Origin of the sequence: Streptomyces vilmorinianum (assembly GCF_005517195.1) — a bacterium.
In the GTDB taxonomy this organism is placed as follows: Bacteria; Actinomycetota; Actinomycetes; order Streptomycetales; family Streptomycetaceae; genus Streptomyces; species Streptomyces vilmorinianum.
Window position 1 is genome coordinate 6,780,504 of record NZ_CP040244.1, and the last position, 21,442, is coordinate 6,801,945.

The window sequence follows — 21,442 nt, forward strand, 5'->3', positions numbered from 1 at the left end:
CGTGCCGCGTATGACGACTGCATTGATTACGGGCGCGACGGCGGGGATCGGGGCCGCCTTCGCGCGGAAGCTGGCGGCGGACGGGCACGATGTCGTGCTCGTGGCCCGCGATGTGAAGAGACTGCGGGAGCAGGCGACCGAGCTGCACGACCGGCACGGCATCGAGGCCGAGGTACTGGCGGCGGATCTGTCGGAGGAGAAGGGGATCGCGGCCGTGGAGGCCCGGCTCTCCGATCCGCGGCAGCCGGTGGACCTGCTGGTGAACAACGCCGGTTTCGGCAACAAGGGCCGGTTCCTGGAAGTGTCCATGGCCGACGAGTTGAAGATGCTGACGGTGCACTGCGAGGCGGTGCTCCGGCTGACGTCGGCGGCGGCGGCTTCCATGCGCACGCGGGGCCGGGGAGGGGTGGTGAACGTGGCCTCGGTGGCAGCGTTCGTGCCGCGGGGCACGTACGGGGCGTCGAAGGCGTGGGTGGTGCAGTTCACGCAGGGTGCGGCCCGGGATCTGGCGGGCACCGGGGTGCGGCTGATGGCGCTGTGCCCGGGCTTCGTCCGGACGGAGTTCCACGAGCGGGCCGGGATGGGGACGGACAACATCCCGGGCTGGATGTGGCTCGACGCGGACAAGCTGGTGGCCGCCGCCCTGAGCGACCTGGCGCGGGGGAAGTCGCTGTCCATCCCCGACCCGCGCTACAAGGCGCTGATGGGCGTGGTGAAGCTGGCGCCTCGCGGCCTGCTCGGAGGGGTGTCCTCCAAGGCAGGCCGCAAGTACGGCCCGAAGTGACGGGTGGGCGGGGCTAGGCCGTGTTTTAGATCGGGGTTCCGGTCCACGCCTCACGCCGTGATGATCACGGTGTGGGGCGTGGAGATCTTTCTGATGAGCAGTGGTCGGTGCTGGAGTCGGTGCTGCCCTCGGCGGGTGTGAGCCGTAGGTCCGGGAACCGACGGCGGTTGATCAATGGGGTTCGGTGGCGGGTTCGGACGGGTGTTCCGTGGCGGGACCTGCCGCGTGAGTACGGGCCCTGGCAGACCGTGTATGGGCTGTTTCGCCGATGGCAGCGCGAGGGCGTCTGGGCCCGGATTCTCACCTTCTTGCAGGCGAGGGCCGATGCGGCCGGGCTGATCACGTGGGAGGTGAATGTCGACTCGACGGTCTGCCGGGCCCATCAGCATGCTGCTGGTGCCCGCCGGGACGGGGCCGGGCAGAAGGAGCCCCCGGGAGGGGTCGGGACCGAGCCGGAGGATCACGGGCTGGGCCGGTCGCGGGGCGGGTTCTCCACGAAGATCCATCTGGCGTGCGAGCAGGGCCAGAAGCCGTTGTCGTTGTTGGTCACGGCAGGCCAGCGGGGTGACAGCCCGCAGTTCGAGCCGGTCCTCGAAGCGATCCGGGTACCCAAGCCGGGTGGTGGTCGTCCCAGGCGCAGGCCGCTGCGGGTGCGTGGTGACAAGGCGTACTCCTCGCGCGCCAACCGTGCCTACCTGCGCAGACGCGGGATCCGCTGCACCATCGCGGAGCCGGCCGACCAGGTCCGCAATCGCAAGCGCCGTGGCCGCTTCGGTGGCCGGCCGCCGGCCTTCGACGGGGAGGACTACAAGGCCCGCCACGCGGTCGAGTGCGGGATCAGCCGCCTCAAGCAGCACCGGGCTGTTGCGACCCGGTATGACAAGCTCGCCGTCCGGTTCGAGGCGACCGTCCAGATAGCGGCGATCCATCAGTGGCTGTGAACCAGCCGCCGCCCGCGCGGTCGTGCCATGCTGATCACGGCATTGGGCAGCACATCATTGGGGAGGGTTCAGTGGCCGCCAGGTACTACTGCGCCGACAGCGAGAACGGCGACCACGTCGACGACCCGTCCGAGGACACCCTGTTCATGCTGATCAGTGACCTGAACGACTCGGACAACACGTTCGTCGTGATCCAACCCGACCAGGACGACCCCGTCTGGTTCGCCTCCGTCGCCGTCCTGGACGAGGGCGGATACGAGGTCGTCCGCCGCGACACCACCCGCCGCGAACACGACGTCACCGTCGAGGCAGACACCGACCGCATCGCGGGCGACCTCACCAAGTGGCTGGCCGCCCGCGCTTCCCAAAACACGGCCTAGTCGACGTCCGCCCCGACTCCCTCGTACGCCCCGATGATGGGAAGCGACGTCGCCGACACGTCGTTTCCGAACCAGTCCTTGCCGCCGTTGTCCGTGATCAGGGTTCCGGCGGAAAGGGCCAGGGAGCCGGTGGAGAGCCTGAAGTCGGGGCGGAGCAGCGGGTCGGCGTGATGCCGCCGGGGTTGGGGCGGGTCATGTCGACGCCGTGGAAGAGGTTGTGGGAGAAGCTCAGGCCGGGTGGTGGCGGAGCTGCCGGCGTCGTCCTGGACGAGGTGGGCGGGGACCACCGTCCGGTTCACGAAGGTGTTGTTGTAGATCTGCGTGTTGAGGATCGGGCCCCAGCAGTTCTGGACGAGGCGGGCGCCGTCGTCGCGGCTGTAGTTGTACGGGGGTGGGCGGTGGCGAGGGCGTACGGACGGCGGTTTCTCACGGGTCCTCCGGATCGACGGGTTCGGTGGCGTCGAGGGTGAGATGGGCGGTCGTGCCGTTCTGCCAGGTCACGTGGATCGTGCGGCCGGTGACCTGGACGGTTGCCAGGGTGGTGACGGGGGCGGGATCGGGCGCGGCGGTGAGGGAGGCGAGGGCCACGAAGAGGGTTTCGGGGCCGCTGGTGGTGCCGTGCAGGGCGGCGGTGCGGGTGTCCGGGCCCTGGAGGGTGGCGCCGGTGGCGAGTGCGACCGGGGCGGTGGCCTGCGGATAGCCGTGGACCGGGTGGAGCTGGGCGGTCGGTCCTTCGGGGGTGGTGGCCCAGCCGGTCTGGCGTACGGGGGTTCCGTCGGGGGCGCCGAGGACGAGGTGGGCGCGGACCTCGGCGCGGCCGTGGGCCAGGGTCGCGGAGAGGATCCGGATGCCGGGAAGGGGGGTGTGCAGGGAGGCGGCCCAGCCGGGGCCGGTGCCCAGGGGGGTCGCGGGGCCGCGCCGGGTGACGTGGCCGTCGACGACCAGGGCGAAGTGGTTGTCCGCCGGGGCGGGCGGGGCGGTGGGGCCGGTGCGGGTGGAGTAGGCGTGGCGGGCGTATCCCGAGTCGTCCTCGCCCGCCGGATCGCCCGCCACATGGTTGCTGCCGTGGTTGTGGAGGCGTACGAGCCCGTCGGCAGCGGTGGTCTGGATGAGCAGGGCGGCCGGGGCGACGGGGACGACGGCGTCGGCGGTCTCGGCGGGGAGAGGTTCCTCGGGGTCGGTCCAGGCCGGGTGGTCGGCGGGGAGGAGGAGGCCGAGGAAGCCCTTGGCGGCCCAGTAGGGCGAAGCGGGGCCGGAGTAGCTCTGGACGACCGGTGGGTGGGGCCCGTGCCAGCCGAGGGTGAGCAGTCCGTTCTCGTCGCACACGCCGCGGTCGAGGAAGTACCGCAGGGTGCCGGAGGCGAGGCGGCGGGTGGCGCCGGGGGTGAGCGGGGTGTGTCCGGTGAGGGCGCCGAGCCAGGGGGCGGCCGCGGCGGCGAAGCGGTACGTGAGGGAGCGGCCGTATGGAAGGGGGGCGCCGTTGGTGTCGAAGAGGCGGGCGTAGTCGTCGAGGTGGGCGCGGAGCCGGGGTCCGTAGCGGGCGAGGAGGTCCTGGTCGCCGGAGAGGTGGGCGTGCAGGACGGGGTAGAGGTGCAGGGCCCAGGCGTTGTAGTGGTCGAAGGCGCGGTTGTCGCCGTCGCTGTACCAGCCGTCGCCGAGGTACCACTTCTCGATGCGTTCGAGGGAGCGGTCGATGGTGGCGGCGGCGCGGTCGGTCTCGATGCCGGCGTCCTGGAGGAAGCCGGCGACGGTGAGGCCGAAGAGCCACCAGTTGTTGTCGACCGGGGAGGGTTCGAGGGCGGGCAGCAGCCAGTCGACGGCGCGCCGGCGGGTGCGGTCGTCGAGGGTGTCCCAGAGCCAGGGCCGGGTCAGGCGCAGTCCGAGGGCGACGGAGGCCGATTCGACGACGGCCTGGCGTACGTCGGTGAGGAGCGGCCACGCGTCGGGGCCGGGCGAGTCGGCCGGACCGGCCGGGCCTGGTGCCTCGGTGCCGGCGGCGAGGCCTTCGGCGTAGCGGGGGAGATGGCTGTGCGGGTCCGATCCCTGGGCGCCCGCGACGCGGAGGGCGGCGAGGAGGAACGTACGGGCGTAGCCTTCGAGGCCGTCGGAGCGGACGCCCGACCAGCTGGGGCGCGGTCCGGGGAGATCGACGCGTCCGTGGCGGGGCGAGGCGTAGGGCCGTACGGCGAGGAGAAGCCGGTCGGCGCTGTCCTCCCAGTGAGCACGGGTCCAGCCGGTGAACGGGCTGAGGTCACGGTTCTCGGGCGGCGTGGGCATGATGCTCCCTGAGGCGGACGTCTGCGTCGCCCGGAATCATGAACACCGCTTCGATCGAACGTCAACATCTACGGAGCGAATGATCGAAACAGACTGCCGTTCGATCATTCTGCAGTAGGGTCTGACTCCGGGACCGCCGTCCCGAAGGATCACGACATCGCAAGGGGGATGCACCGTGCGCGAGAGTGCCGCCGAACGACACGACCGACTCCTGGCCCTGGTGCGCGAGCGCGGCACCGCCCGCGTCGCCGAACTGGCCACGCTCCTGGGGGTCTCCCCCGTCACCGCCCGCCGGGACGTCGAGGCGCTGGCCGCCAAGGGCCTGCTCGACAGGGTGCACGGACAGGTGTCCTGGCCCCGGAGCCAGGGCGACCCGGGCTCCCGGCGCGCCGGCGAGGGCCTGGTGCTCGGGCTGCTCGCGCCCTCCGCGACGTACTACTTCGCCGAGGTCATCCGCGGTGCGCACGAGGCCGCGGCTCGGGCGGGGGCCCGGCTCGTCCTGCGTATCTCGGACTACCGCCCGGAGGAGGACCGGGCGCGCACCGAGGGCCTGCTCGCGGCGGGCGCCGAGGGTGTGCTCGTCGCGCCCGGCTGGCGGGGGCCCGAGGACCGGCTCGCATACGGGGACTGGCTGGCCGAACTGCCCGTGCCCGCCGTGCTCCTGGAGCGCCGGGCCGAACCCGGCACGCCGCTCGACGGTCTTGACCGGGTGGTCTCCGACCACGGCCACGGCGTCCTGCTCGCCCTGCGCCACCTGCTGGAACTGGGCCACGGCACCCCGCTGCTCGTGGCCCGCGGCGACAGCCCGACCGCGCTCGCCGTACGCGCCGGGTACGCCGAGGCGCTGGCCACGCTGGGCCTCGAGGCACCCGGCCCCGTGATCGATTCCGTACCGGCCGATCAGAACCCGGAGGGGTTCGAGCGCGCGGTACGGGCCCTGCACGAGGCGGTGACCTCCGGCCTGGCGAGCGCGGCCCTCGTTCACAACGACGTGGACGCGATCGAGATCGTGCAGCGCCTGGCCGAGCTGGGGGTGAAGGTGCCGAAGGACCTGGCGCTGATCGCCTACGACGACGAGGTCGCCGCGCTCGCCGACACCCCACTCACGGCGGTCGCCCCGCCCAAGCGCCAGGTGGGCAGGCACGCCACGGAACTGCTGGTGGAGCGGCTGACGGAGGGACCGGACGAGGAGGCGGCGCGGCGCCATCTGAGCCTGCTGCCGCGGCTGCGGGTGCGGTCCTCCTGCGGCGCGCTCACCCACTGAACGATCTGACTCTTTTTCGATCAATCAATCTTTCGCTCTTGACTTCGCTCAGGAACGGCTCCAGGATCGCGGCCACACCATCCCAGCCGCCCCGCCCTCAGGAGACGTGCCGTGAGCCGCAGTTGGAGCAGAACATCCCGAGTCATAGCCGGCGCCGCCACCGCCCTGGCCGTCCTCACGGCCTGCGGCGGCAGCGGTGGTGGTGGCGACGACACCGCGAACAAGCCCGTGACCATCACCTTCTGGGGCTGGGCCAAGGGCTCCAAGGACGTGGTGGACGCGTTCAACGCCTCCCACACGAACATCCAGGTGACGTTCGAGGAGATCCCCTCCGGCAACGCCGGCGGCTACGCCAAGATCTCCAACGCCGTGAAGGCGGGCAACGCGCCCGACCTGGTCTCCATCGAGTACGCCTCGCTCCCGGAGTTCGTCAGCTCCGGCGCCCTCCAGGACATCGGCGGCGAGTTCACCGAGGCGGACCGGAGCAAGCTGCTGCCGCAGGCCGTGGAGCTCACCACCCTCGGCGGCAAGACCTGGGCCGTCCCCTTCGACGCGGCCCCCCAGGCCTTCTACTACCGCAAGGACCTCTTCGAGAAGTACAAGATCGAGGTCCCCACGACGTGGGACCAGTTCAAGGCCGCCGCGGAGAAGGTGAAGAAGGCCGACGCCAAGGCCCGGATCGCGACCTTCTTCCCCGACGACCCGACCACCTTCGAGGCGATGGTCTGGCAGGCCGGCGCGCAGTGGTTCAAGGCCGAGAACGACACCTGGAAGATCGACACCACGGACGCGGCCACCACCAAGGTCGCCGCCTACTGGCAGGGTCTGCTCGACGCCGACCTCGTCCACAAGGACGCCTCGTTCACCCCCGAGTGGACCGGTTCGCTCAAGAACGGCACCACCATCGGCTACCTCGGCGCCTCCTGGGGCGCGGGCGTCCTCAAGGGCACCCTGCCCGAGCAGAGCGGCAAGTGGGGCGTGGCGCCCATGCCGAGCTGGGACGGCAAGCCCGCCAGCGGCATGCTCGGCGGCACCTCCTTCGCCGTGAGCAAGGACAGCAAGAAGAAGGCGGCGGCCGTCGAGTTCGCCGAGTGGATGGCCACCACCGAGGCCGGGGTGAAGGCCCGTATCGCCTCCGGCACCTCCAGTGCCTTCCCCGCGGCCGCCGCGCTGCGCCCGGTCGCCAGGCAGGCCTTCGACGCCGGCTACTACGGCGGCCAGGACATCTACGCCCTCTTCGAGGCGTCCGGCGCCTCCATCGGCCGGAACTGGACCTGGGGCCCGGCCACCGGTACCACCAACACCACCATCAAGGACCAGTTCGGCAAGATCGCGGCGGGCGGCCCGACCATCACCGACGCGATCAGGAGCGGCCACGAGGCGACCGTCGCCGAGCTGAAGAAGCGCGGCCTGAAGGTCGAGGGCTGATCCGGTGAGGGCCCGCACCCGTGCCGCAGCGCTCCTGCTGACCCCCTTCTTCGTCCTGTTCACCGCGGTGATGCTGGTGCCGATCGGATACGCGGTCTGGCTCAGCCTGTTCACCGAGAAGCAGTCGGGGCTGGGCTTCGGCGGCGCCGAGACCGTCTTCACCGGCCTCGACAACTACACCGCGGCACTGGGTGACCGGGCCTTCCGCGAGGGCTTCGGCGTCCTGCTCGGATACTGCCTGTTCTACATTCCGCTGCTGCTCGCCGGGGCCCTCGGCCTCGCCCTGCTGCTCGACTCGGCGCTCGCCCGCGCCCACCGCCTCTTCCAGCTCGCGCTCTTCCTGCCCCACGCCGTGCCCGGCATCATCGCCGCGCTGATCTGGGTCTACCTCTACACCCCCCAACTCAGCCCGGTCGTACAGGCCATGGAGGCGGGCGGCATCGGCTTCGACTTCTTCTCCCCCGAAGGCACCCTCCCCTCCGTCGTCAACATCGCACTGTGGGAATGGCTCGGCTACAACATGGTGATCTTCTACGCCGCCCTGCAGGCGATCGACCGCTCGGTCCTGGAGGCCGCCACGGTCGACGGGGCCGGCGCCTGGCGCATCGCGTTCAGCATCAAGATCCCGCTGGTCCGCGCCTCGCTCGTGATGGTCGGCCTCTTCACCGTCATCGGCTCCCTGCAGCTGTTCACCGAGCCGCTGATCCTCAACACGGGCACGGGCTCCGCCGTCACCTCGACCTGGACGCCGAACATGTACGCGTACACCGCGGCCTTCGACCGCAACGACTACGGGCTGGCCGCCGCCGCGTCCGTCCTCCTGGCCCTCACCGCCGCGCTGCTCTCCTTCGGCGTCACGCGACTCACCGGCCGCAAGCCCAAGGCGGCCAGGAAGGAGAAGCGGGCATGACCGGGCCCCGCACGACATCGCCCTGGCTGTCGAAGACCGCCGTCAACGGCGCGCTCGTCCTCGCCACCGTCTACATGCTGTTCCCCCTCGTCTGGCTGCTGACCGCCGCCACCAAGGACGCGGGCGGCCTCCTCGCCGGCAACGCCTTCTCCTTCGAGGGCTTCGACCTCGGCGGCAACCTCTCCCGGCTCGCCGACTACAACGACGGCGTGTACTTCCGCTGGTATCTCAACAGCCTCCTCTACGCGGGCGTGGGCGCCCTCGTCTGCTCGCTGATCTGCGTGGCCGCGGGATACGCCTTCGACACGTACGACTTCCGGGGCAAGGAGAAGCTCTTCGGCCTCGTCCTGCTCGGCGTGCTCGTCCCCACCACCGCGCTCGCGCTGCCCATGTACCTCCTCGCCAGCGAGGTGGGCGTCGTCAACACCTACTGGGCCGTGCTGATCCCCGTCCTCGTCAACCCCTTCGGGGTCTACCTCTCCCGGGTCTTCAGCTCCGGCTACATCCCCAGTGAGGCCCTGGAGGCCGCCCGTATCGACGGCGCGGGCGAGCTGCGCACGTTCTGGTCGATCGGTCTGCGCATGATCATGCCGGGCTTCGTGACCGTCTTCCTCTTCCAGTTCACCGCGATCTGGAACAACTTCTTCCTCCCCCTCGTGATGCTCTCGGACCAGAAGCTCTTCCCGCTGAGCCTCGGTCTGTACGCGTGGAACAGCAACGCCCACGGGGAACCCGACTTCTACCCCCTCGTCGTCACGGGATCCCTGCTCGCCGTCGTCCCCCTCGTCGTCGCCTTCGTCTCCCTCCAGCGCCACTGGAAGGCCGGTCTGACCGCCGGCAGCGTCAAGTGAGGAGCCCGGGTTCCACGATGCACCCCGCCACTGACAATCGCCCCGCCACCGACAACTTCCCCGCCACCGACAACCGCCCCGCCCTCCTGCTCTCCATGGGGCGCGGCGTCGCCGACCGGCTCCTGACGGACGCTCACCGCACCCGCCTCGCCGCCCTCACCCGTACCGACCCGGCCCTCGTCGCCCACGACCTGACGACACCCACGCCCCGCGTCGCCGCGGCCCTCGCCGAGGCCGAGATCCTGCTCACCTGCTGGGGCGCCCCGCCCCTGACCGCCGCCGTCCTGGACCGCGCCCCGCGCCTGAGGGCGGTCGTCCACGCGGCCGGTTCGGTCAAGCACCACATCACCGAGGCCTGTTGGGAGCGCGGCCTCGCCGTCACCTCCGCCGCGGCGGCCAACGCCCTGCCGGTCGCCGAGTACACGCTCGCCGCGATCCTCTTCGCGGGGAAGCGGATCCTCCACTCGGCCCTGCGGTACGGGGAGGTCCGCACCGACCAGGCGTGGACGGCCGATTCGGCGGCCTGGGGCAACTACCGCCGCACGGTCGGCATCGTCGGCGCCTCCCGGATCGGGCGCCGCGTGATCGAACTCCTCCGCCCCTTCGACTTCGAGGTCCTGCTCCACGACCCGTACGTGGAGCCGGCCGAGGCCCGCGAGCTCGGCGTGGAGCTCGTGGACCTCGACTCCCTCTGCGCCCGCAGCTCGATCGTGTCCGTCCACGCGCCCCAACTGCCGTCCACGTACCGGATGATCCGCGCGCCGCACCTGGCCGCGATGCCCGACGGGGCGACCCTGATCAACACCGCGCGCGGCTCCCTGATCGACGAGACCGCGCTCCTCCCCCACCTCCGCACCGGCCGCCTCCACGCGGTCCTGGACGTGACGGACCCGGAGGTCCCGGCGCCGGACTCACCGCTGTGGACCCTGCCGAACGTCCTGCTCACCCCGCACGTGGCGGGCTCACTGGGCAACGAGCTGCACCGGATGGCGGACCAGGCGCTCGGGGAGGTGGAGCGGTACGGGCGGGGGGAGCCGTTCCTGGACGCCGTGCGCCCCGCCGACCTGACGCGCTCGGCCTAGGATGGAAGGGTCCCACCCGGTCCGGGAGGCGCCATGACATTCGTACAGATAATCGATTGCAAGACCAGTCGGGTCGACGACCTGAACAGGCTCATGGACAAGTGGGTCGAACAGACCAAGGGCAAGCGCACCGCCACCCACAGCATCGTCGGCAAGGACCGCTCGGATGCCTCGCACGTCGTGGAGATCGTCGAATTTCCCTCGTACGACGTGGCGATGAGGAACTCGCAGCTCCCCGAGACGGACCGGATCTTCCGGGAGATGGTCGCGCTCTGTGACGAGATGCCGACGTTCACCGATCTGGACGTCGTCCGGGACGAGCAGATGTACAAGGCGAACGCCCGTCGGTTCTTCGAACTCCTCGCCTCCGAGGGCGAGCTTCCGCCGCTCGACGAGGTCGTCGCGGAGAGCTACCACGACCACGACCCCACCAACGCGCAGGACACCATCGGCATGGACGCCCTGCGGCGCGAGGTGGAGATGTGGCGCGGCGGTTTCGACTACGACTTCGCCGTGGAGGACCAGATCGCCGAGGGCGACCGGATCTGCACCCGCTGGACCTGGAACGCCACCCACACCGGCGACTTCATGGGGATCCAGCCCACAGGCAAGAAGGTCGCGCAGAGCGGTATGACCATTCAGCGCTTCCGCGAGGACGGCAAGATCGTGGAGGCCTGGTGGAACTACGACCTGCTCGGCCTGATGCAGCAGCTCGGCGCGATCGAGGGCTGACCGCACATGGCTGAGGCCCGGTGTCCCCGCGACGGGGACACCGGGCCTCAGTGATCACTCATGTGCCTCAGTGGGAGTGGCCGTGACCGTGGCCGTGGCCCGCGTCCGCCGGCTCCTCTTCCTTCTTCTCCACCACGAGGGTCTCGGTGGTGAGCAGCAGGGAGGCGATCGAGGCGGCGTTCTCCAGCGCGGAGCGCGTCACCTTCACCGGGTCGATGACGCCGGCCTTGACCAGGTCGCCGTACTCGCCGGTCGCGGCGTTGAAGCCCTGGCCCTTGTCGAGCTCCGCCACCTTCGAGGTGATGACGTAGCCCTCGAGGCCGGCGTTCTCGGCGATCCAGCGCAGCGGCTCGACGGCGGCGCGGCGGACGACCGCGACACCGGTGGCCTCGTCGCCGGTCTTGTCGAGGTTGCCCTCGAGGACCTTGACGGCGTGGACGAGCGCGGAGCCACCACCGGAGACGATGCCCTCCTCGACCGCGGCGCGGGTCGCGGAGATGGCGTCCTCCAGACGGTGCTTCTTCTCCTTCAGCTCCACCTCGGTGGCGGCGCCGACCTTGATCACGCACACGCCGCCGGCCAGCTTCGCGAGGCGCTCCTGGAGCTTCTCGCGGTCCCAGTCGGAGTCCGTGCTCTCGATCTCGGCCTTGATCTGGTTGACGCGGCCCGCGACGTCCTCGGAGTTGCCGCCACCGTCGACGATGGTGGTGTCGTCCTTGGTGATGGTCACGCGGCGGGCGGTGCCCAGCACGTCCAGACCGGCCTGGTCGAGCTTGAGGCCGACCTCCTCGGCGATGACGGTGGCACCGGTGAGGGTGGCCATGTCGCCGAGCATCGCCTTGCGGCGGTCGCCGAAGCCCGGGGCCTTGACGGCCACGGCGTTGAACGTGCCGCGGATCTTGTTGACGACCAGGGTCGACAGGGCCTCGCCCTCGACGTCCTCGGCGATGATCAGCAGCGGCTTGCTGGAGCCGGCCTGGATGACCTTCTCCAGGAGCGGCAGCAGGTCCTGGATCGAGGAGATCTTGCCCTGGTGGATCAGGATGTACGGGTCGTCGAGGACGGCCTCCATACGCTCCTGGTCGGTGACCATGTACGGGGACAGGTAGCCCTTGTCGAAGGCCATGCCCTCGGTGAAGTCGAGCTCCAGACCGAAGGTGTTGGACTCCTCGACGGTGATGACACCGTCCTTGCCGACCTTGTCCATCGCCTCGGCGATGAGCTCGCCGACCTGCTGGTCCTGCGCGGAGAGCGCGGCCACGGCGGCGATGTCGGACTTGTCCTCGATCGGGCGGGCGGTCGCGAGAAGCTCATCGGACACGGCCTTGACGGCGGCGTCGATGCCCTTCTTCAGGGCGGCCGGGGAGGCGCCGGCGGCGACGTTGCGCAGGCCCTCGCGGACGAGCGCCTGGGCGAGCACGGTGGCGGTGGTGGTGCCGTCACCCGCGATGTCGTTGGTCTTGGTCGCCACCTCCTTCACCAGCTGGGCGCCGAGGTTCTCGTACGGGTCCTCGATCTCGACCTCGCGGGCGATCGTGACACCGTCGTTGGTGATGGTGGGGGCGCCGAACTTCTTGTCGATGACGACGTTGCGGCCCTTGGGGCCGATCGTCACCTTCACCGTGTCGGCAAGCTTGTTGACGCCGCGCTCAAGGGCGCGACGGGCGTCCTCGTCGAACTTCAGGATCTTCGCCATGGGAGCGATTCAGCCCTCTCGGATTTCGTGTGAAACGAACCGCGCCCCCGGACGCCCAGTGCGGGGTCAAGGGGCGCAGCTCAAAGCATCTGGCTTCGGTGAAGGGACATCTGGGGGGCGACCCCCAGACCCCCGAACTACTTCTCGACGATCGCGAGCACGTCGCGAGCCGAGAGGACGAGGTACTCCTCGCCGCTGTACTTCACCTCGGTGCCGCCGTACTTGCTGTACAGCACGATGTCGCCGGTCTTGACGTCGAGCGGAAGACGCTCGCCGTTCTCGAAACGGCCCGGGCCCACGGCCAGGACGACGCCCTCCTGGGGCTTCTCCTTCGCGGTGTCCGGGATGACCAGGCCAGAGGCCGTGGTCTGCTCGGCGTCGAGCGGCTGGACCACAATGCGGTCCTCGAGCGGCTTGATGGCAACCTTGGAGCTGGCGGTCGTCACGATCCGACCTCCCCCTTCGGAGATCTCACGGGGTTAACTGTCTGAGGTGGCGACCAGGTGGATCCGTCGTCGCGGGTGCCGGACCTGCCCGTCGCTGTGTTGGCACTCTCCAGTGGGGAGTGCCAGAGCCGAGACTATGACTGTGATTAGCACTCGGTCAAGCGGAGTGCCAATTCAGTGCCGCGTGGCGATCCGGCGGGCGTACGGGGAACGGCGCGTCGGACCGGATGGTTCCGCACCTGGCCCCCCTCCCCCGGGGCGGCGGCGCCCGCTCCCGGAGGCGCACCTGCCCCCTCCCCCGGGGTCGCCCGGGTCAGACGTAGTCCTCGAGCTTCCCGACCGCGTACCCCTTGGCCGTGATCGTCTTCATCACCCGCCTGATCATGTCCGGCATGGTGCCCTTCCATTCCCCCTTGCCCCGGAAGTGGGTGAGGACGATGTCACCGGGGTGCAGGTCCCGGTCCCACTCGCGCCACTCCATCCGGTCGGGGAAGGCCTCCGAGGCCCACAGCGGGACCGCCTTGATCCCGCACGACTTGGCCGCGCGCAGCGTGTTCTCGTTGTAGTTGCCGTACGGCGGGCGGAAGAGCGGGGGCCGCTTGCCGTACCGCTTCTCGATGGTGTCCTGCATCCCGCAGATCTCCCGCTTCTGCGCCGCGTACGAAAGTCCGGGCAGGTAGCGGTGGTTGAGGGTGTGGTTGTGCAGGGAGACGCCCGCGTCCTGCATCTTCCTGAAGTAGCCGTAGTCCTCCCTGACCAGGTAGTCGCTGAGGAAGGCGCTGTACGGGATCTGCAGCTCGCTCATCATCCGCAGCAGCGCGGGGTCCTTCTCCGCGCCGTCGTCGATCGTCAGGAAGACGACCTTGTCCTTGGTCGGCACGGTGGTGAAGACGGGCGGCAGGCCCGTGCCGTCGGTCTCGAAGCCCTTGCGGGTGGTGATCTTCGGCTTGACGGCGGGCGGGGCCGGGGCCTCCAGCGGGGGCCGGTCCAGGCCCCACTTCTTGGCGGCGAGCGCCCGGGCGGCGCGCTGCTTGCGGACCTTCTCGATGTACGCGTTGAGGGCGCCGGACGCGCCCTGCGCCTGGGGCTGTCCGGCGGCGGGGCTCGCGGGCCCCTCGGGCGCGCCCTCCCCCTCACCTGAGGGGCCGGAGCAGGCGGACCCGAGCGCGGCGACGAGCAGCACCACGCCCACCGACCGCCTCAGCCGCGCCGACCGCCTCAGTCGCATCGACCGCCCCACTCGCATCGCAGACCCCGCTCGCGTTTGTTCCGTTTGTCGTACTAGCTGCATGGCGCCGCATCCTGTCAGCGCCGAGCCCCCACGGACCCCCGACACCACCGCCCGGGCGCGCACCGTCCCCCGACTGGCCCACAATGGGACGGGTGACCGACCTCGCCGCCTTCACCGCCCTGTTCACCCCCGAGGGCCAGACCCTGCTCGCCGCCCTGCGCGACTACGACCCCGCCCAGGAACTCGCGGTCGCCTCCCGGCTGCGCCGCGAGCACCCCGCGGAGCTGGTCTCGGCGGCCCTCGGCCAGGCCCGGCTGCGCCAGCGCGCGGTGGCGAAGTTCGGCGCCGAGGACGCGCACCGGATGTACTTCACCCCCAACGGCGTCGAGCAGTCGACCCGGGCGACGGTCGGGGCGTACCGGGCGGAACGCCTCCGCGCGCTCGGGGTGCGCGGTGTCGCCGACCTGTGCGGCGGGATCGGCGGCGACGCCATCGCCTTCGCGCGCGCCGGGATCTCCGTCCTGGCCGTGGACCGCGACCCGCTGACGGCCGAGGTCGCCCGCGCGAACGCGGCGGCCCTCGGGCTCGCCGAGCTCATCGAGGTGCGGTGCGCGGACGTGACCGAGATCGACACGAGCCCGTACGACGCCGTCTTCGTCGACCCGGCGCGGCGCGGCGGGAGGGGCAGGATCTTCGACCCCGAGGCGTACTCGCCCCCGCTCTCCTGGGCGGTCGAGGCCGCCCGCAAGGCCCCGCACGCGGCCCTCAAGATCGCCCCGGGGGTGCCCCACGAGGCGGTCCCCGAGGACGCGGAGGCCGAGTGGATCTCGGACGGCGGGGACGTGAAGGAGGCCGTGCTGTGGTTCGGCACCTCCCCCGGCGCCCGCCGCGCCACGCTCCTGCCCTCGGGCGCCACCCTCACGGGCCGGGGACTCCCCGACCCGGCCGTCCGCCCGGTCGGCCGCTACCTCTACGAGCCGGACGGCGCGGTCATCCGAGCCCATCTGGTCGCGGAGGTCGCCGAGGAGCTGGACGGGGGCGGCCTGGTCGACGAGACGATCGCGTACATCACCGCGGACGCCCTGACCCCCACCCCGTACGCCACCGCCTACGAGATCACCGACCGGCTGCCCTTCAACCTCAAGAAGCTGAAGGCCCTGCTGCGCGAGCGCGAGGTCGGCACGCTCACGGTGAAGAAGCGCGGCTCGGCCGTCGAGCCGGAGGAGCTGCGCCGCAGGATCAAGCCCAAGGGCCCGAACTCCGCCACGGTCTTCCTGACCCGGGTCGCCGGCGCCCCGACGATGCTCGTCGGCGCGCCGGCCACGTAGGTCGGAGCGCCCTACGCCGTGAGCCGTACGGCCATCCGGTAGTGCCCGACCGCCTTCGTCATACCGATCAGGCCGCTGATCCACAGCCCGAGCGCCACACCCATGAAGTAGGCGACGGTGCCGGCGCGCCCGGGGCCGGCCGCCTCCGCCGGCGCGGCGAAGGAGACCCACAGGCCGACCGCGCACAGCAGGAAGGAGACCACCAGCCAGGCGACGCTCAGGACGGGCTCGCGCAGCCGCGCGTCGGCCGCGCGGTCGCTGTCCAGGGCGGCCCACCGGACCAGCCGCTCCCGCGCCTCCCGGTCGCGCCGGACGCCGCGCGCGAGGAAGAAGACGGCCGGGACCAGGGGGCACAGCCCGAGGGCCACGAAGACGAAGGCGAAGATCCCCGAAATCGGGTCGATGGCCTCGTCGAGAGCGATGAGTCCGACCCCGCAGAGCCCCCAGCCCAGTTGCAGGGTCGCGGTCCACACCAGGAAGAGCACCAGCCGACTCCCGCCCACCAGACGCCGGTTGAGCTCGCTCATCGCCCGCGCCCGGTCCGCCAGCCTGGCCGCGCGGTCGGGCCAGCTCTGGATCTCGGCGGGCGGCGGAGGCGGGGGCAGCGGCGTACGACCAGACATGCCGAAGAGCCTAACGACAGCTCATCCGACCGTCCGACGCGCCCGCTCCGTCAGCAGCTCCCGCTCCCGTTCGTTCCGGGTGAGCGAGGCCGCCCGTTCGAACTCCGCCCGGGCCTCCTCGGGCCGCCCGAGGCGCGCCAGCAGGTCTCCCCGTACGCTCGGCAGCAAGTGGTAGCCCGCCAGGGCGGGTTCGCCGGCCAGGGCGTCGACGAGCGCGAGACCGGCCTCGGGACCCTCGGCCATCGAGACGGCGACCGCGCGGTTCAACTCGACGACCGGGGACGGCGCGACGGCCGCGAGGCGTCCGTACAGCGCGGCGATGGTCCGCCAGTCCGTGTCCTCGTACGTCAGCGCCTTCGCGTGGCAGGCGGCGATCGCGGCCTGGAGGGCGTACGGGCCGTACGTCCCGCCCTCACCGGCGCGCTGCAGCTCCGCGAAACCGCGCCGGATCAGCAGCCGGTTCCAGCGGCCGCGGTTCTGCTCGGCGAGGAGGACCGGCTGTCCGTCCGGCCCCGTGCGGGCCGCCGTCCGGGAGGCCTGGATCTCCAACAGGGCCGCCAGACCGTGGACTTCGCCCTCCTTCGGCATCAGCCCGGCGAGCACCCGGGCCAGCCGCAGCGCGTCCTCGCACAAGCCCGGCCGCAGCAGGTCGTCGCCCGCCGTGGCCGCGTACCCCTCGTTGAAGATCAGGTAGATGACCTCCAGTACAGATCCGAGCCGGGCCGCCCGGTCCTCTCCGTAGGGCACCTCGAACTCCACCCCGGCCTTCGCCAGGGCGCGCTTGGCCCGGACGATCCGCTGCGCGACGGTCGCCTCCGGTACGAGGAAGGCGCGGGCGATCTCGTCCGTCCGCAGCCCGCCGACCAGCCGCAGGGTGAGCGCGGTCCGCGCCTCCGGGGAGAGCACCGGGTGGCAGGCGGTGAAGATCAGCCGCAGCAGGTCGTCGTCGATGTCGTCGGGACCGGACGGCTCGGGGTCGTACGTCTCCTCGGTGAGCTCGCGGCCCACCTCCGCCAGCTTGCGCGCGTACGTCTCACGGCGCCGTACGAGATCGACGGCGCGGTTCTTGGCGGCGGCCGTCAACCAGGCGCCCGGCCGCTCCGGGACGCCCGTCCTCGGCCACTGCTCCAGGGCGGCGACGAGCGCGTCCTGGGCGAGCTCCTCCGCGATGCCGACATCGCGCACGATCCGCGCCACGGCCGCGATGATCCGCGGCGACTCCATCCGGAAGACCGTCTCGACAGCGGCGGGGGCGGGTGCGGTCATGGCTCCACCATGACAGCACCCGCCCCGGCGGTGCCTACATCTCTTCGATCTCGCGGACCTCGCAGGTCACCTTCCACTCCGCCGGGTGGACCTCCAGGAACCGCTTCGACCACTCGATGGCCTCGGCCATGTCCCGGCACTGGGTGATCGAGTAGCCGCCGACGACCTCCTTGGTCTCGGTGAACGGGCCGTCGGTGTAGCTGAGCTTCCCGCCCTCCCAGGTGATGCGGGTGGACTCGGAGGTCGGCTTGAGTCCGGCGGTCTCCAGCATCACGCCGGCCTTGGTGATCTCCTCGAACAGCGCGCCCATGCGCTCCTCGAAGCCGGGGTCCGCGTCCTCCAGACGGAAGGCGCCCTCCTCGATGCGGACCATCGTCAGGTAGCGGGGCATGGTGTCTCCTCGGGTGGTGCGACGGCGGGGCCGTTCCCCGCCTCTCACACATACGTCGAACGGCCGGGCCCCGCATCGACACCACGAGCAGAAGTTCTTCGGGGGCTAGACGTAGTCCTCCAGACGGGCCACCGTGAAGCCCTGCTCCTGGATGTGGCGGAGCATGTTCGCCGTCATCTCGGTCATCGTCGTGCCCTTGAGCTCGGACGGGCCGCGGAAGTGGGCGAGGATGATGTCGCCGGGGTGCAGCTTCCGGTCCCCGCGCTGGTACTGCATGTTCTTGATCTGCATCGACTCGCGCCACAGCACGATCGCGTCGACCCCGCAGGTCCCCGCGGCGGCGCGGGTGTCCTCGTTCCAGTTGCCGTAGGGCGGGCGGAAGAGCCTCGGGGTCGTCCCGTACTCCTTCGCCAGCCTGGTCTGCTGACCGCAGATCTCCTGCCGCTGGGCCTCCCGGCCGAGCGTGCGCAGGTTGGGGTGGGTGAGGGTGTGGTTGGCGACGCCGTTGCCGAGGGCGGCGAGCGGCTTGAAGTAGCCGTAGTCGGCGCGGATGGCGGAGTCGGTGAGGAACATCGTCACCGGCACCTTGAGCTCCCGCATCATCGTCAGGAACTCCGGGTCCTTCTCGGCTCCGTCGTCGACGGTGATGAAGACGACCTTCTCGTCGGTCGGGATCTCGCTGATGACGGGCACGGGCCCGCCGGGCTGCCGCTTCACCGGCTTCGTCCTCGGCGGGGCGGGCGGGGCGGCGAAGGGCTTGAGGCCCCACCGGGCGTACGCGACGCCGGCGCCTGCGGGCGCGTTCGCGTCGCCGGCGGGCGGCGCCGCGGCGGCCGAGGGGGCCGAGGGGACCGAGGAGGCCGCGCTGGTGGGGGCGGACGACGCGGGCTTCCCGGGCTGCTGGTCCCCCGCCGAACAGCCTGTGACGAGCAGGGCCGCGGCCAGCGCCGCGCCCGCAAGCTTCCTGGCCACGCGGCCACCTCGTTCTTCCGGTCGAGCCTCGTGGGCCATGGGTACGGGTACGGGTACGGGAACACGTGGACCCACGGGTGGGCGCACGGACGCACCGGTCATTTATACGAATGGAGTACTGACGTACTGCTTGATGCGCGCGAGGCTCTCCGGGTTCCACCCGGCCGGTCCGGGCCGAGGGCTACGGCTGTACGCCGATGACGACGAAGAGCGCCACGAGGAGGACGCCGAGGCCCGCCCAGTGCGCCGGAGCCGGCGGCCGCCGGCGGATCGCCCACCAGCCGAAACCGAGCGCCACGACTCCGGCGGCGCTCGCCATGACGGCGGCGGTCGACACGTCCAGGGCGTCACCGACGGGATGGGCCGTGGTCGTCTGCCGCACGCCCCACGCGGTCAGCTCCACCACCTCGCCGCGCCAGACGACCGCCTGGACCTCGTCCCCCGGGCGAAGGCGCTCCAGCAGCGGCCGGGTCTCCCCGAAGTCGACCTTTCCGGTGACCGGCCCGGGTCCGAGCAGCCTCGCCTCGCGGTACGTGCTCTTGCCCGCGGTCTCGATGCGTACCTTCTGGACGGTCGCCTCTTCGGTACGCAGGCAGTCCTCACGCCGGTCCCCCGTCGCCGCCGCACCGCCGGCGGCGGCGGCGTCGCAGGGTACGGCCGTCCGGAAGGCGCGCTCCTCGGCCACCTGGCCGGGCCGCACGCCGAGGACGAGAACGAGGGAGAAGAGCACGAGGACCACGCCTCCGGCCAGGGACAGCGCTCCCTTGACGCGGGTGCGGCGATCCTCCCTGCGCTGCGCACGCGCCTTGCGCGATCCCGGGCGTGGCGCGTGGGCCGGGCGCTCGCGCGGTTCGCCGCCGGGCCCCTTGCGCGTGCCCTTGTCCCGCCCGTTGCCCCGCCCCTTGTCCCGCCCCTTGGGCGTGCTGTGGTGCGGGCTGTGATGCTGCCGCTTCTTCCTCGCCATGACTCCCCCTCCCCCACGAGGGCGTCATCGTACAAGTGCCCTATTCGACCTCGGCGCCGAACGACTCGAAGCGCCAGCGATGCACGGGGCGGGTGATCAGGTCCGCGGCCGGTTCCGGGAGTTCGGGCAGTTCGGCGTCGAACGCGTCCGTCTCCCACCAGGTCAGGACGAGGACCCGGTCCTGCGGGGCGCGGAACATCTCGCGGCGCAGCGGCTCGTACGGCAGTTCCTGCGCCCGCGCCCACTCCAGGAGCTCGGCGCCGCGGCCCTGGACCGCGCGCGCCTCCCACATCAGGGCGACCCTCATGAGTAGAGGTTCTCCTTGCTCACCTCATGCACGTGGTCATGGTCGTGGTCGTGGTTGCCCGGCACGTGCGGGTCCGTGACCGGCAGCGAGGAGTCCGCCGACAGCTCCAGGTCGGAGGCCGGCCGGTTCCGTGCCACCATCTCCGCGCCCAGCGCCGCCACCATCGCGCCGTTGTCCGTGCAGAGCCCCGGCCGCGGCACCCGCAGCCGGATCCCGGCCCGCTCGCACCGCTCCTCGGCCAGCGCCCGCAGCCGCGAGTTGGCCGCCACGCCGCCGCCGATCATCAGGTGGTCGACGCCCTCGTCCTTGCAGGCCCGCACGGCCTTGCGGGTCAGCACGTCGACGACCGCCTCCTGGAAGGACGCCGCCACGTCCCGTACCGGCACCTCCTCGCCCGCCGCGCGCTTCGCCTCGATCCAGCGGGCCACGGCGGTCTTGAGACCGGAGAAGGAGAAGTCGTACGCGGGGTCCTTGGAGCCGCTCAGCCCGCGCGGGAAGGCGATCGCCTTCGGGTCGCCCTCCCTGGCGAGCCGGTCGATGACCGGGCCGCCGGGGAAGCCGAGGTCGAGCACGCGCGCGATCTTGTCGAAGGCCTCGCCGGCCGCGTCGTCGATCGTGGCACCCATCGGCCGGACGTCGGCGGTGATGTCGGGCGCGAGGAGCAGCGAGGAGTGACCGCCGGAGACGAGGAGCGCCATCGTCGGCTCGGGCAGCGGACCGTGCTCCAGCTGGTCGACGCAGATGTGCGAGGCGAGGTGGTTCACGCCGTACAGCGGCTTGCCGAGCGCGTACGCGTACGCCTTCGCCGCCGAGACGCCGACGAGCAGCGCGCCCGCCAGGCCGGGGCCGGCCGTCACCGCGATGCCGTCGAGGTCGCGCGCGGAGATCCCGGCGTCCTTCAGGGCGCGCTCGATGGTCGGGACCATGGCCTCCAGGTGCGCGCGGGAGGCGATCTCGGGCACGACCCCGCCGAAGCGGGCGTGGGTGTCGACGCTGGAGGCGACGGCGTCCGCGAGGAGCGTCGTGCCCCGGACGATGCCGACTCCGGTCTCGTCGCAGGAGGTCTCGATACCGAGTACGAGCGGTTCGTCAGCAGCCATCAGTCAGTCTCTGTTCCTTGAACGGTCAGTCGCATCACGAGCGCGTCGACGTTGCCCGGCTGGTAGTAGCCGCGCCGGAAGCCGATGGGCTCGAAGCCGAAGCGCTCGTACAGCTTCTGGGCGCGGGTGTTGTCCACCCGTACCTCCAGCAGCACCTCGTCGCACTCGAAGGCGGTGGCGTGCTGGAGCAGATCGGTGAGCAGCCGGGCGCCGAGCCCGGTGCCCCACTGGTCGCGGGCGACGGCGATCGTCTGGACGTCGCCGAGGCCGCCGGCGGCGGCGAGCCCGGCGTAGCCGACGAGCCTCCCACCGTCCTGCGGGTCCTCCGCGACGACATAGCGGCGGGTGGCCCGGGGGCCGCGCGCGTGCGCGAGCTCCGACCAGAACATCCCCTCGGACCAGGCGTCCTCGGGGAACAGCTCGTGCTCGAGCGTGAGCACGGGCTCGATGTCCCACCAGCGCATCTCGC

The 21,442-nt window shown here is 71.4% G+C and carries 23 protein-coding genes; 10 read left to right on the forward strand and 13 right to left on the reverse strand.

The window, feature by feature from the left end; all coding sequences use genetic code 11:
• The first annotated feature begins 10 nt into the window (after positions 1–10).
• The 3 genes from FDM97_RS31345 to FDM97_RS31355 all read left to right on the forward strand — a co-directional run bounded on the left by FDM97_RS31345 (position 11) and on the right by FDM97_RS31355 (position 2,105).
• The gene (locus tag FDM97_RS31345) at positions 11–784 is read left to right on the forward strand and encodes an SDR family NAD(P)-dependent oxidoreductase (RefSeq protein ID WP_137993889.1); all 774 of its coding nucleotides are present in this window, start codon (positions 11–13) and stop codon (positions 782–784) included.
• 71 nt (positions 785–855) lie between these two features.
• Complete coding sequence (locus FDM97_RS31350; RefSeq protein WP_137990809.1) at positions 856–1,725, forward strand: IS5 family transposase; 870 nt, start codon at positions 856–858, stop codon at positions 1,723–1,725.
• A gap of 71 nt (positions 1,726–1,796) precedes the next feature.
• A complete protein-coding gene (locus FDM97_RS31355; protein WP_175439119.1) occupies positions 1,797–2,105 on the forward strand; it encodes a hypothetical protein in 309 nt (102 codons plus the stop codon).
• On the opposite strand, the gene FDM97_RS31360 is transcribed toward FDM97_RS31355, so the two are convergent.
• Both FDM97_RS31360 and FDM97_RS31365 read right to left on the reverse strand, forming a co-directional pair.
• Complete coding sequence (locus FDM97_RS31360; protein WP_137993890.1) at positions 2,102–2,404, reverse strand: hypothetical protein; 303 nt, start codon at positions 2,402–2,404, stop codon at positions 2,102–2,104. The two genes, FDM97_RS31355 and FDM97_RS31360, sit on opposite strands and share 4 nt — an antisense overlap.
• A 127-nt stretch (positions 2,405–2,531) precedes the next feature.
• Positions 2,532–4,382 (reverse strand): DUF2264 domain-containing protein, encoded by a 1,851-nt coding sequence (locus tag FDM97_RS31365; protein ID WP_137993891.1) that lies wholly within the window; start codon positions 4,380–4,382, stop codon positions 2,532–2,534.
• A 175-nt stretch (positions 4,383–4,557) separates the two neighbouring features.
• Between FDM97_RS31365 and FDM97_RS31370 the strand changes: the two genes are divergently transcribed.
• The 6 genes from FDM97_RS31370 to FDM97_RS31395 all read left to right on the forward strand — a co-directional run bounded on the left by FDM97_RS31370 (position 4,558) and on the right by FDM97_RS31395 (position 10,649).
• A complete protein-coding gene (locus FDM97_RS31370) occupies positions 4,558–5,646 on the forward strand; it encodes a LacI family DNA-binding transcriptional regulator (protein WP_137993892.1) in 1,089 nt (362 codons plus the stop codon).
• Positions 5,647–5,757: 111 nt separating this feature from the next.
• Positions 5,758–7,074: an ABC transporter substrate-binding protein gene (locus FDM97_RS31375; RefSeq protein ID WP_137993893.1), complete on the forward strand. Its 1,317-nt coding sequence runs from the start codon at positions 5,758–5,760 to the stop codon at positions 7,072–7,074.
• A 4-nt stretch (positions 7,075–7,078) separates the two neighbouring features.
• The gene (locus FDM97_RS31380; protein ID WP_137993894.1) at positions 7,079–7,984 is read left to right on the forward strand and encodes a carbohydrate ABC transporter permease; all 906 of its coding nucleotides are present in this window, start codon (positions 7,079–7,081) and stop codon (positions 7,982–7,984) included.
• A complete protein-coding gene (locus FDM97_RS31385; RefSeq protein ID WP_137993895.1) occupies positions 7,981–8,835 on the forward strand; it encodes a carbohydrate ABC transporter permease in 855 nt (284 codons plus the stop codon). The genes FDM97_RS31380 and FDM97_RS31385 overlap by 4 nt, the downstream gene beginning before the upstream one ends.
• 17 nt (positions 8,836–8,852) lie before the next feature.
• Positions 8,853–9,917: a hydroxyacid dehydrogenase gene (locus FDM97_RS31390; RefSeq protein ID WP_137993896.1), complete on the forward strand. Its 1,065-nt coding sequence runs from the start codon at positions 8,853–8,855 to the stop codon at positions 9,915–9,917.
• A 33-nt stretch (positions 9,918–9,950) separates the two neighbouring features.
• Positions 9,951–10,649: an ester cyclase gene (locus FDM97_RS31395; protein ID WP_137993897.1), complete on the forward strand. Its 699-nt coding sequence runs from the start codon at positions 9,951–9,953 to the stop codon at positions 10,647–10,649.
• Positions 10,650–10,716: 67 nt separating this feature from the next.
• Here the strand turns inward: FDM97_RS31395 and groL are convergent, their stop codons facing one another.
• The 3 genes from groL to FDM97_RS31410 all read right to left on the reverse strand — a co-directional run bounded on the left by groL (position 10,717) and on the right by FDM97_RS31410 (position 14,019).
• On the reverse strand, positions 10,717–12,345 hold the full coding sequence (groL, locus tag FDM97_RS31400) for a chaperonin GroEL (protein ID WP_137993898.1): 1,629 nt from the start codon (positions 12,343–12,345) through the stop codon (positions 10,717–10,719).
• 137 nt (positions 12,346–12,482) lie between these two features.
• A complete protein-coding gene (groES, locus tag FDM97_RS31405) occupies positions 12,483–12,791 on the reverse strand; it encodes a co-chaperone GroES (RefSeq protein WP_005313390.1) in 309 nt (102 codons plus the stop codon).
• Between the two features lie 313 nt (positions 12,792–13,104).
• Positions 13,105–14,019, reverse strand: coding sequence for a polysaccharide deacetylase family protein (locus FDM97_RS31410; RefSeq protein ID WP_254705815.1), 915 nt, complete (start codon positions 14,017–14,019; stop codon positions 13,105–13,107).
• 146 nt (positions 14,020–14,165) lie between these two features.
• On the opposite strand from FDM97_RS31410, the gene FDM97_RS31415 reads away from it, so the two are divergent.
• The gene (locus FDM97_RS31415; protein WP_137993900.1) at positions 14,166–15,350 is read left to right on the forward strand and encodes a class I SAM-dependent methyltransferase; all 1,185 of its coding nucleotides are present in this window, start codon (positions 14,166–14,168) and stop codon (positions 15,348–15,350) included.
• Positions 15,351–15,361: 11 nt separating this feature from the next.
• Here the strand turns inward: FDM97_RS31415 and FDM97_RS31420 are convergent, their stop codons facing one another.
• From FDM97_RS31420 to rimI, 8 genes are all read right to left on the reverse strand, one after another.
• Positions 15,362–15,973, reverse strand: coding sequence for a hypothetical protein (locus tag FDM97_RS31420; protein ID WP_137993901.1), 612 nt, complete (start codon positions 15,971–15,973; stop codon positions 15,362–15,364).
• 21 nt (positions 15,974–15,994) lie between these two features.
• Positions 15,995–17,239 carry an RNA polymerase sigma factor gene (locus tag FDM97_RS31425; protein ID WP_137993902.1) on the reverse strand — a complete coding sequence of 415 codons (1,245 nt, stop codon included), beginning with the start codon at positions 17,237–17,239 and terminating at the stop codon, positions 15,995–15,997.
• A gap of 34 nt (positions 17,240–17,273) precedes the next feature.
• On the reverse strand, positions 17,274–17,630 hold the full coding sequence (locus tag FDM97_RS31430) for a YciI family protein (RefSeq protein WP_137993903.1): 357 nt from the start codon (positions 17,628–17,630) through the stop codon (positions 17,274–17,276).
• 105 nt (positions 17,631–17,735) lie between these two features.
• Entirely contained in the window at positions 17,736–18,641 is a 906-nt protein-coding gene (locus FDM97_RS31435) for a polysaccharide deacetylase family protein (protein ID WP_137993904.1), read from the reverse strand.
• Positions 18,642–18,783: 142 nt separating this feature from the next.
• Positions 18,784–19,566: a MerC domain-containing protein gene (locus FDM97_RS31440; RefSeq protein WP_137993905.1), complete on the reverse strand. Its 783-nt coding sequence runs from the start codon at positions 19,564–19,566 to the stop codon at positions 18,784–18,786.
• Positions 19,567–19,606: 40 nt separating this feature from the next.
• Positions 19,607–19,873: a hypothetical protein gene (locus tag FDM97_RS31445; protein WP_137993906.1), complete on the reverse strand. Its 267-nt coding sequence runs from the start codon at positions 19,871–19,873 to the stop codon at positions 19,607–19,609.
• Positions 19,870–20,973, reverse strand: coding sequence for a tRNA (adenosine(37)-N6)-threonylcarbamoyltransferase complex transferase subunit TsaD (gene tsaD, locus FDM97_RS31450; RefSeq protein ID WP_137993907.1), 1,104 nt, complete (start codon positions 20,971–20,973; stop codon positions 19,870–19,872). Before tsaD ends, FDM97_RS31445 begins: the two co-directional genes overlap by 4 nt.
• A complete protein-coding gene (gene rimI, locus FDM97_RS31455) occupies positions 20,973–21,437 on the reverse strand; it encodes a ribosomal protein S18-alanine N-acetyltransferase (RefSeq protein ID WP_175439447.1) in 465 nt (154 codons plus the stop codon). The genes tsaD and rimI overlap by 1 nt, the downstream gene beginning before the upstream one ends.
• Positions 21,438–21,442: the final 5 nt, after the last annotated feature.

What these genes read in the sequence shown, in the direction of transcription:
- FDM97_RS31415 (WP_137993900.1), top strand. Translation starts at nt 14,166, where the DNA reads ATGGGACGGGTGACCGACCTCGCCGCCTTCACCGCCCTGTTCACCCCC.
- FDM97_RS31445 (WP_137993906.1), bottom strand. Translation starts at nt 19,873, where the DNA reads ATGAGGGTCGCCCTGATGTGGGAGGCGCGCGCGGTCCAGGGCCGCGGC.
- FDM97_RS31410 (WP_254705815.1), bottom strand. Translation starts at nt 14,019, where the DNA reads ATGCGACTGAGGCGGTCGGCGCGGCTGAGGCGGTCGGTGGGCGTGGTG.
- groL (WP_137993898.1), bottom strand. Translation starts at nt 12,345, where the DNA reads ATGGCGAAGATCCTGAAGTTCGACGAGGACGCCCGTCGCGCCCTTGAG.
- FDM97_RS31385 (WP_137993895.1), top strand. Translation starts at nt 7,981, where the DNA reads ATGACCGGGCCCCGCACGACATCGCCCTGGCTGTCGAAGACCGCCGTC.
- FDM97_RS31430 (WP_137993903.1), bottom strand. Translation starts at nt 17,630, where the DNA reads ATGCCCCGCTACCTGACGATGGTCCGCATCGAGGAGGGCGCCTTCCGT.
- FDM97_RS31390 (WP_137993896.1), top strand. Translation starts at nt 8,853, where the DNA reads ATGCACCCCGCCACTGACAATCGCCCCGCCACCGACAACTTCCCCGCC.
- FDM97_RS31435 (WP_137993904.1), bottom strand. Translation starts at nt 18,641, where the DNA reads ATGGCCCACGAGGCTCGACCGGAAGAACGAGGTGGCCGCGTGGCCAGG.
- FDM97_RS31365 (WP_137993891.1), bottom strand. Translation starts at nt 4,382, where the DNA reads ATGCCCACGCCGCCCGAGAACCGTGACCTCAGCCCGTTCACCGGCTGG.
- FDM97_RS31425 (WP_137993902.1), bottom strand. Translation starts at nt 17,239, where the DNA reads ATGACCGCACCCGCCCCCGCCGCTGTCGAGACGGTCTTCCGGATGGAG.
- FDM97_RS31440 (WP_137993905.1), bottom strand. Translation starts at nt 19,566, where the DNA reads ATGGCGAGGAAGAAGCGGCAGCATCACAGCCCGCACCACAGCACGCCC.
- FDM97_RS31345 (WP_137993889.1), top strand. Translation starts at nt 11, where the DNA reads ATGACGACTGCATTGATTACGGGCGCGACGGCGGGGATCGGGGCCGCC.
- rimI (WP_175439447.1), bottom strand. Translation starts at nt 21,437, where the DNA reads ATGCGCTGGTGGGACATCGAGCCCGTGCTCACGCTCGAGCACGAGCTG.
- tsaD (WP_137993907.1), bottom strand. Translation starts at nt 20,973, where the DNA reads ATGGCTGCTGACGAACCGCTCGTACTCGGTATCGAGACCTCCTGCGAC.
- FDM97_RS31420 (WP_137993901.1), bottom strand. Translation starts at nt 15,973, where the DNA reads ATGTCTGGTCGTACGCCGCTGCCCCCGCCTCCGCCGCCCGCCGAGATC.
- FDM97_RS31395 (WP_137993897.1), top strand. Translation starts at nt 9,951, where the DNA reads ATGACATTCGTACAGATAATCGATTGCAAGACCAGTCGGGTCGACGAC.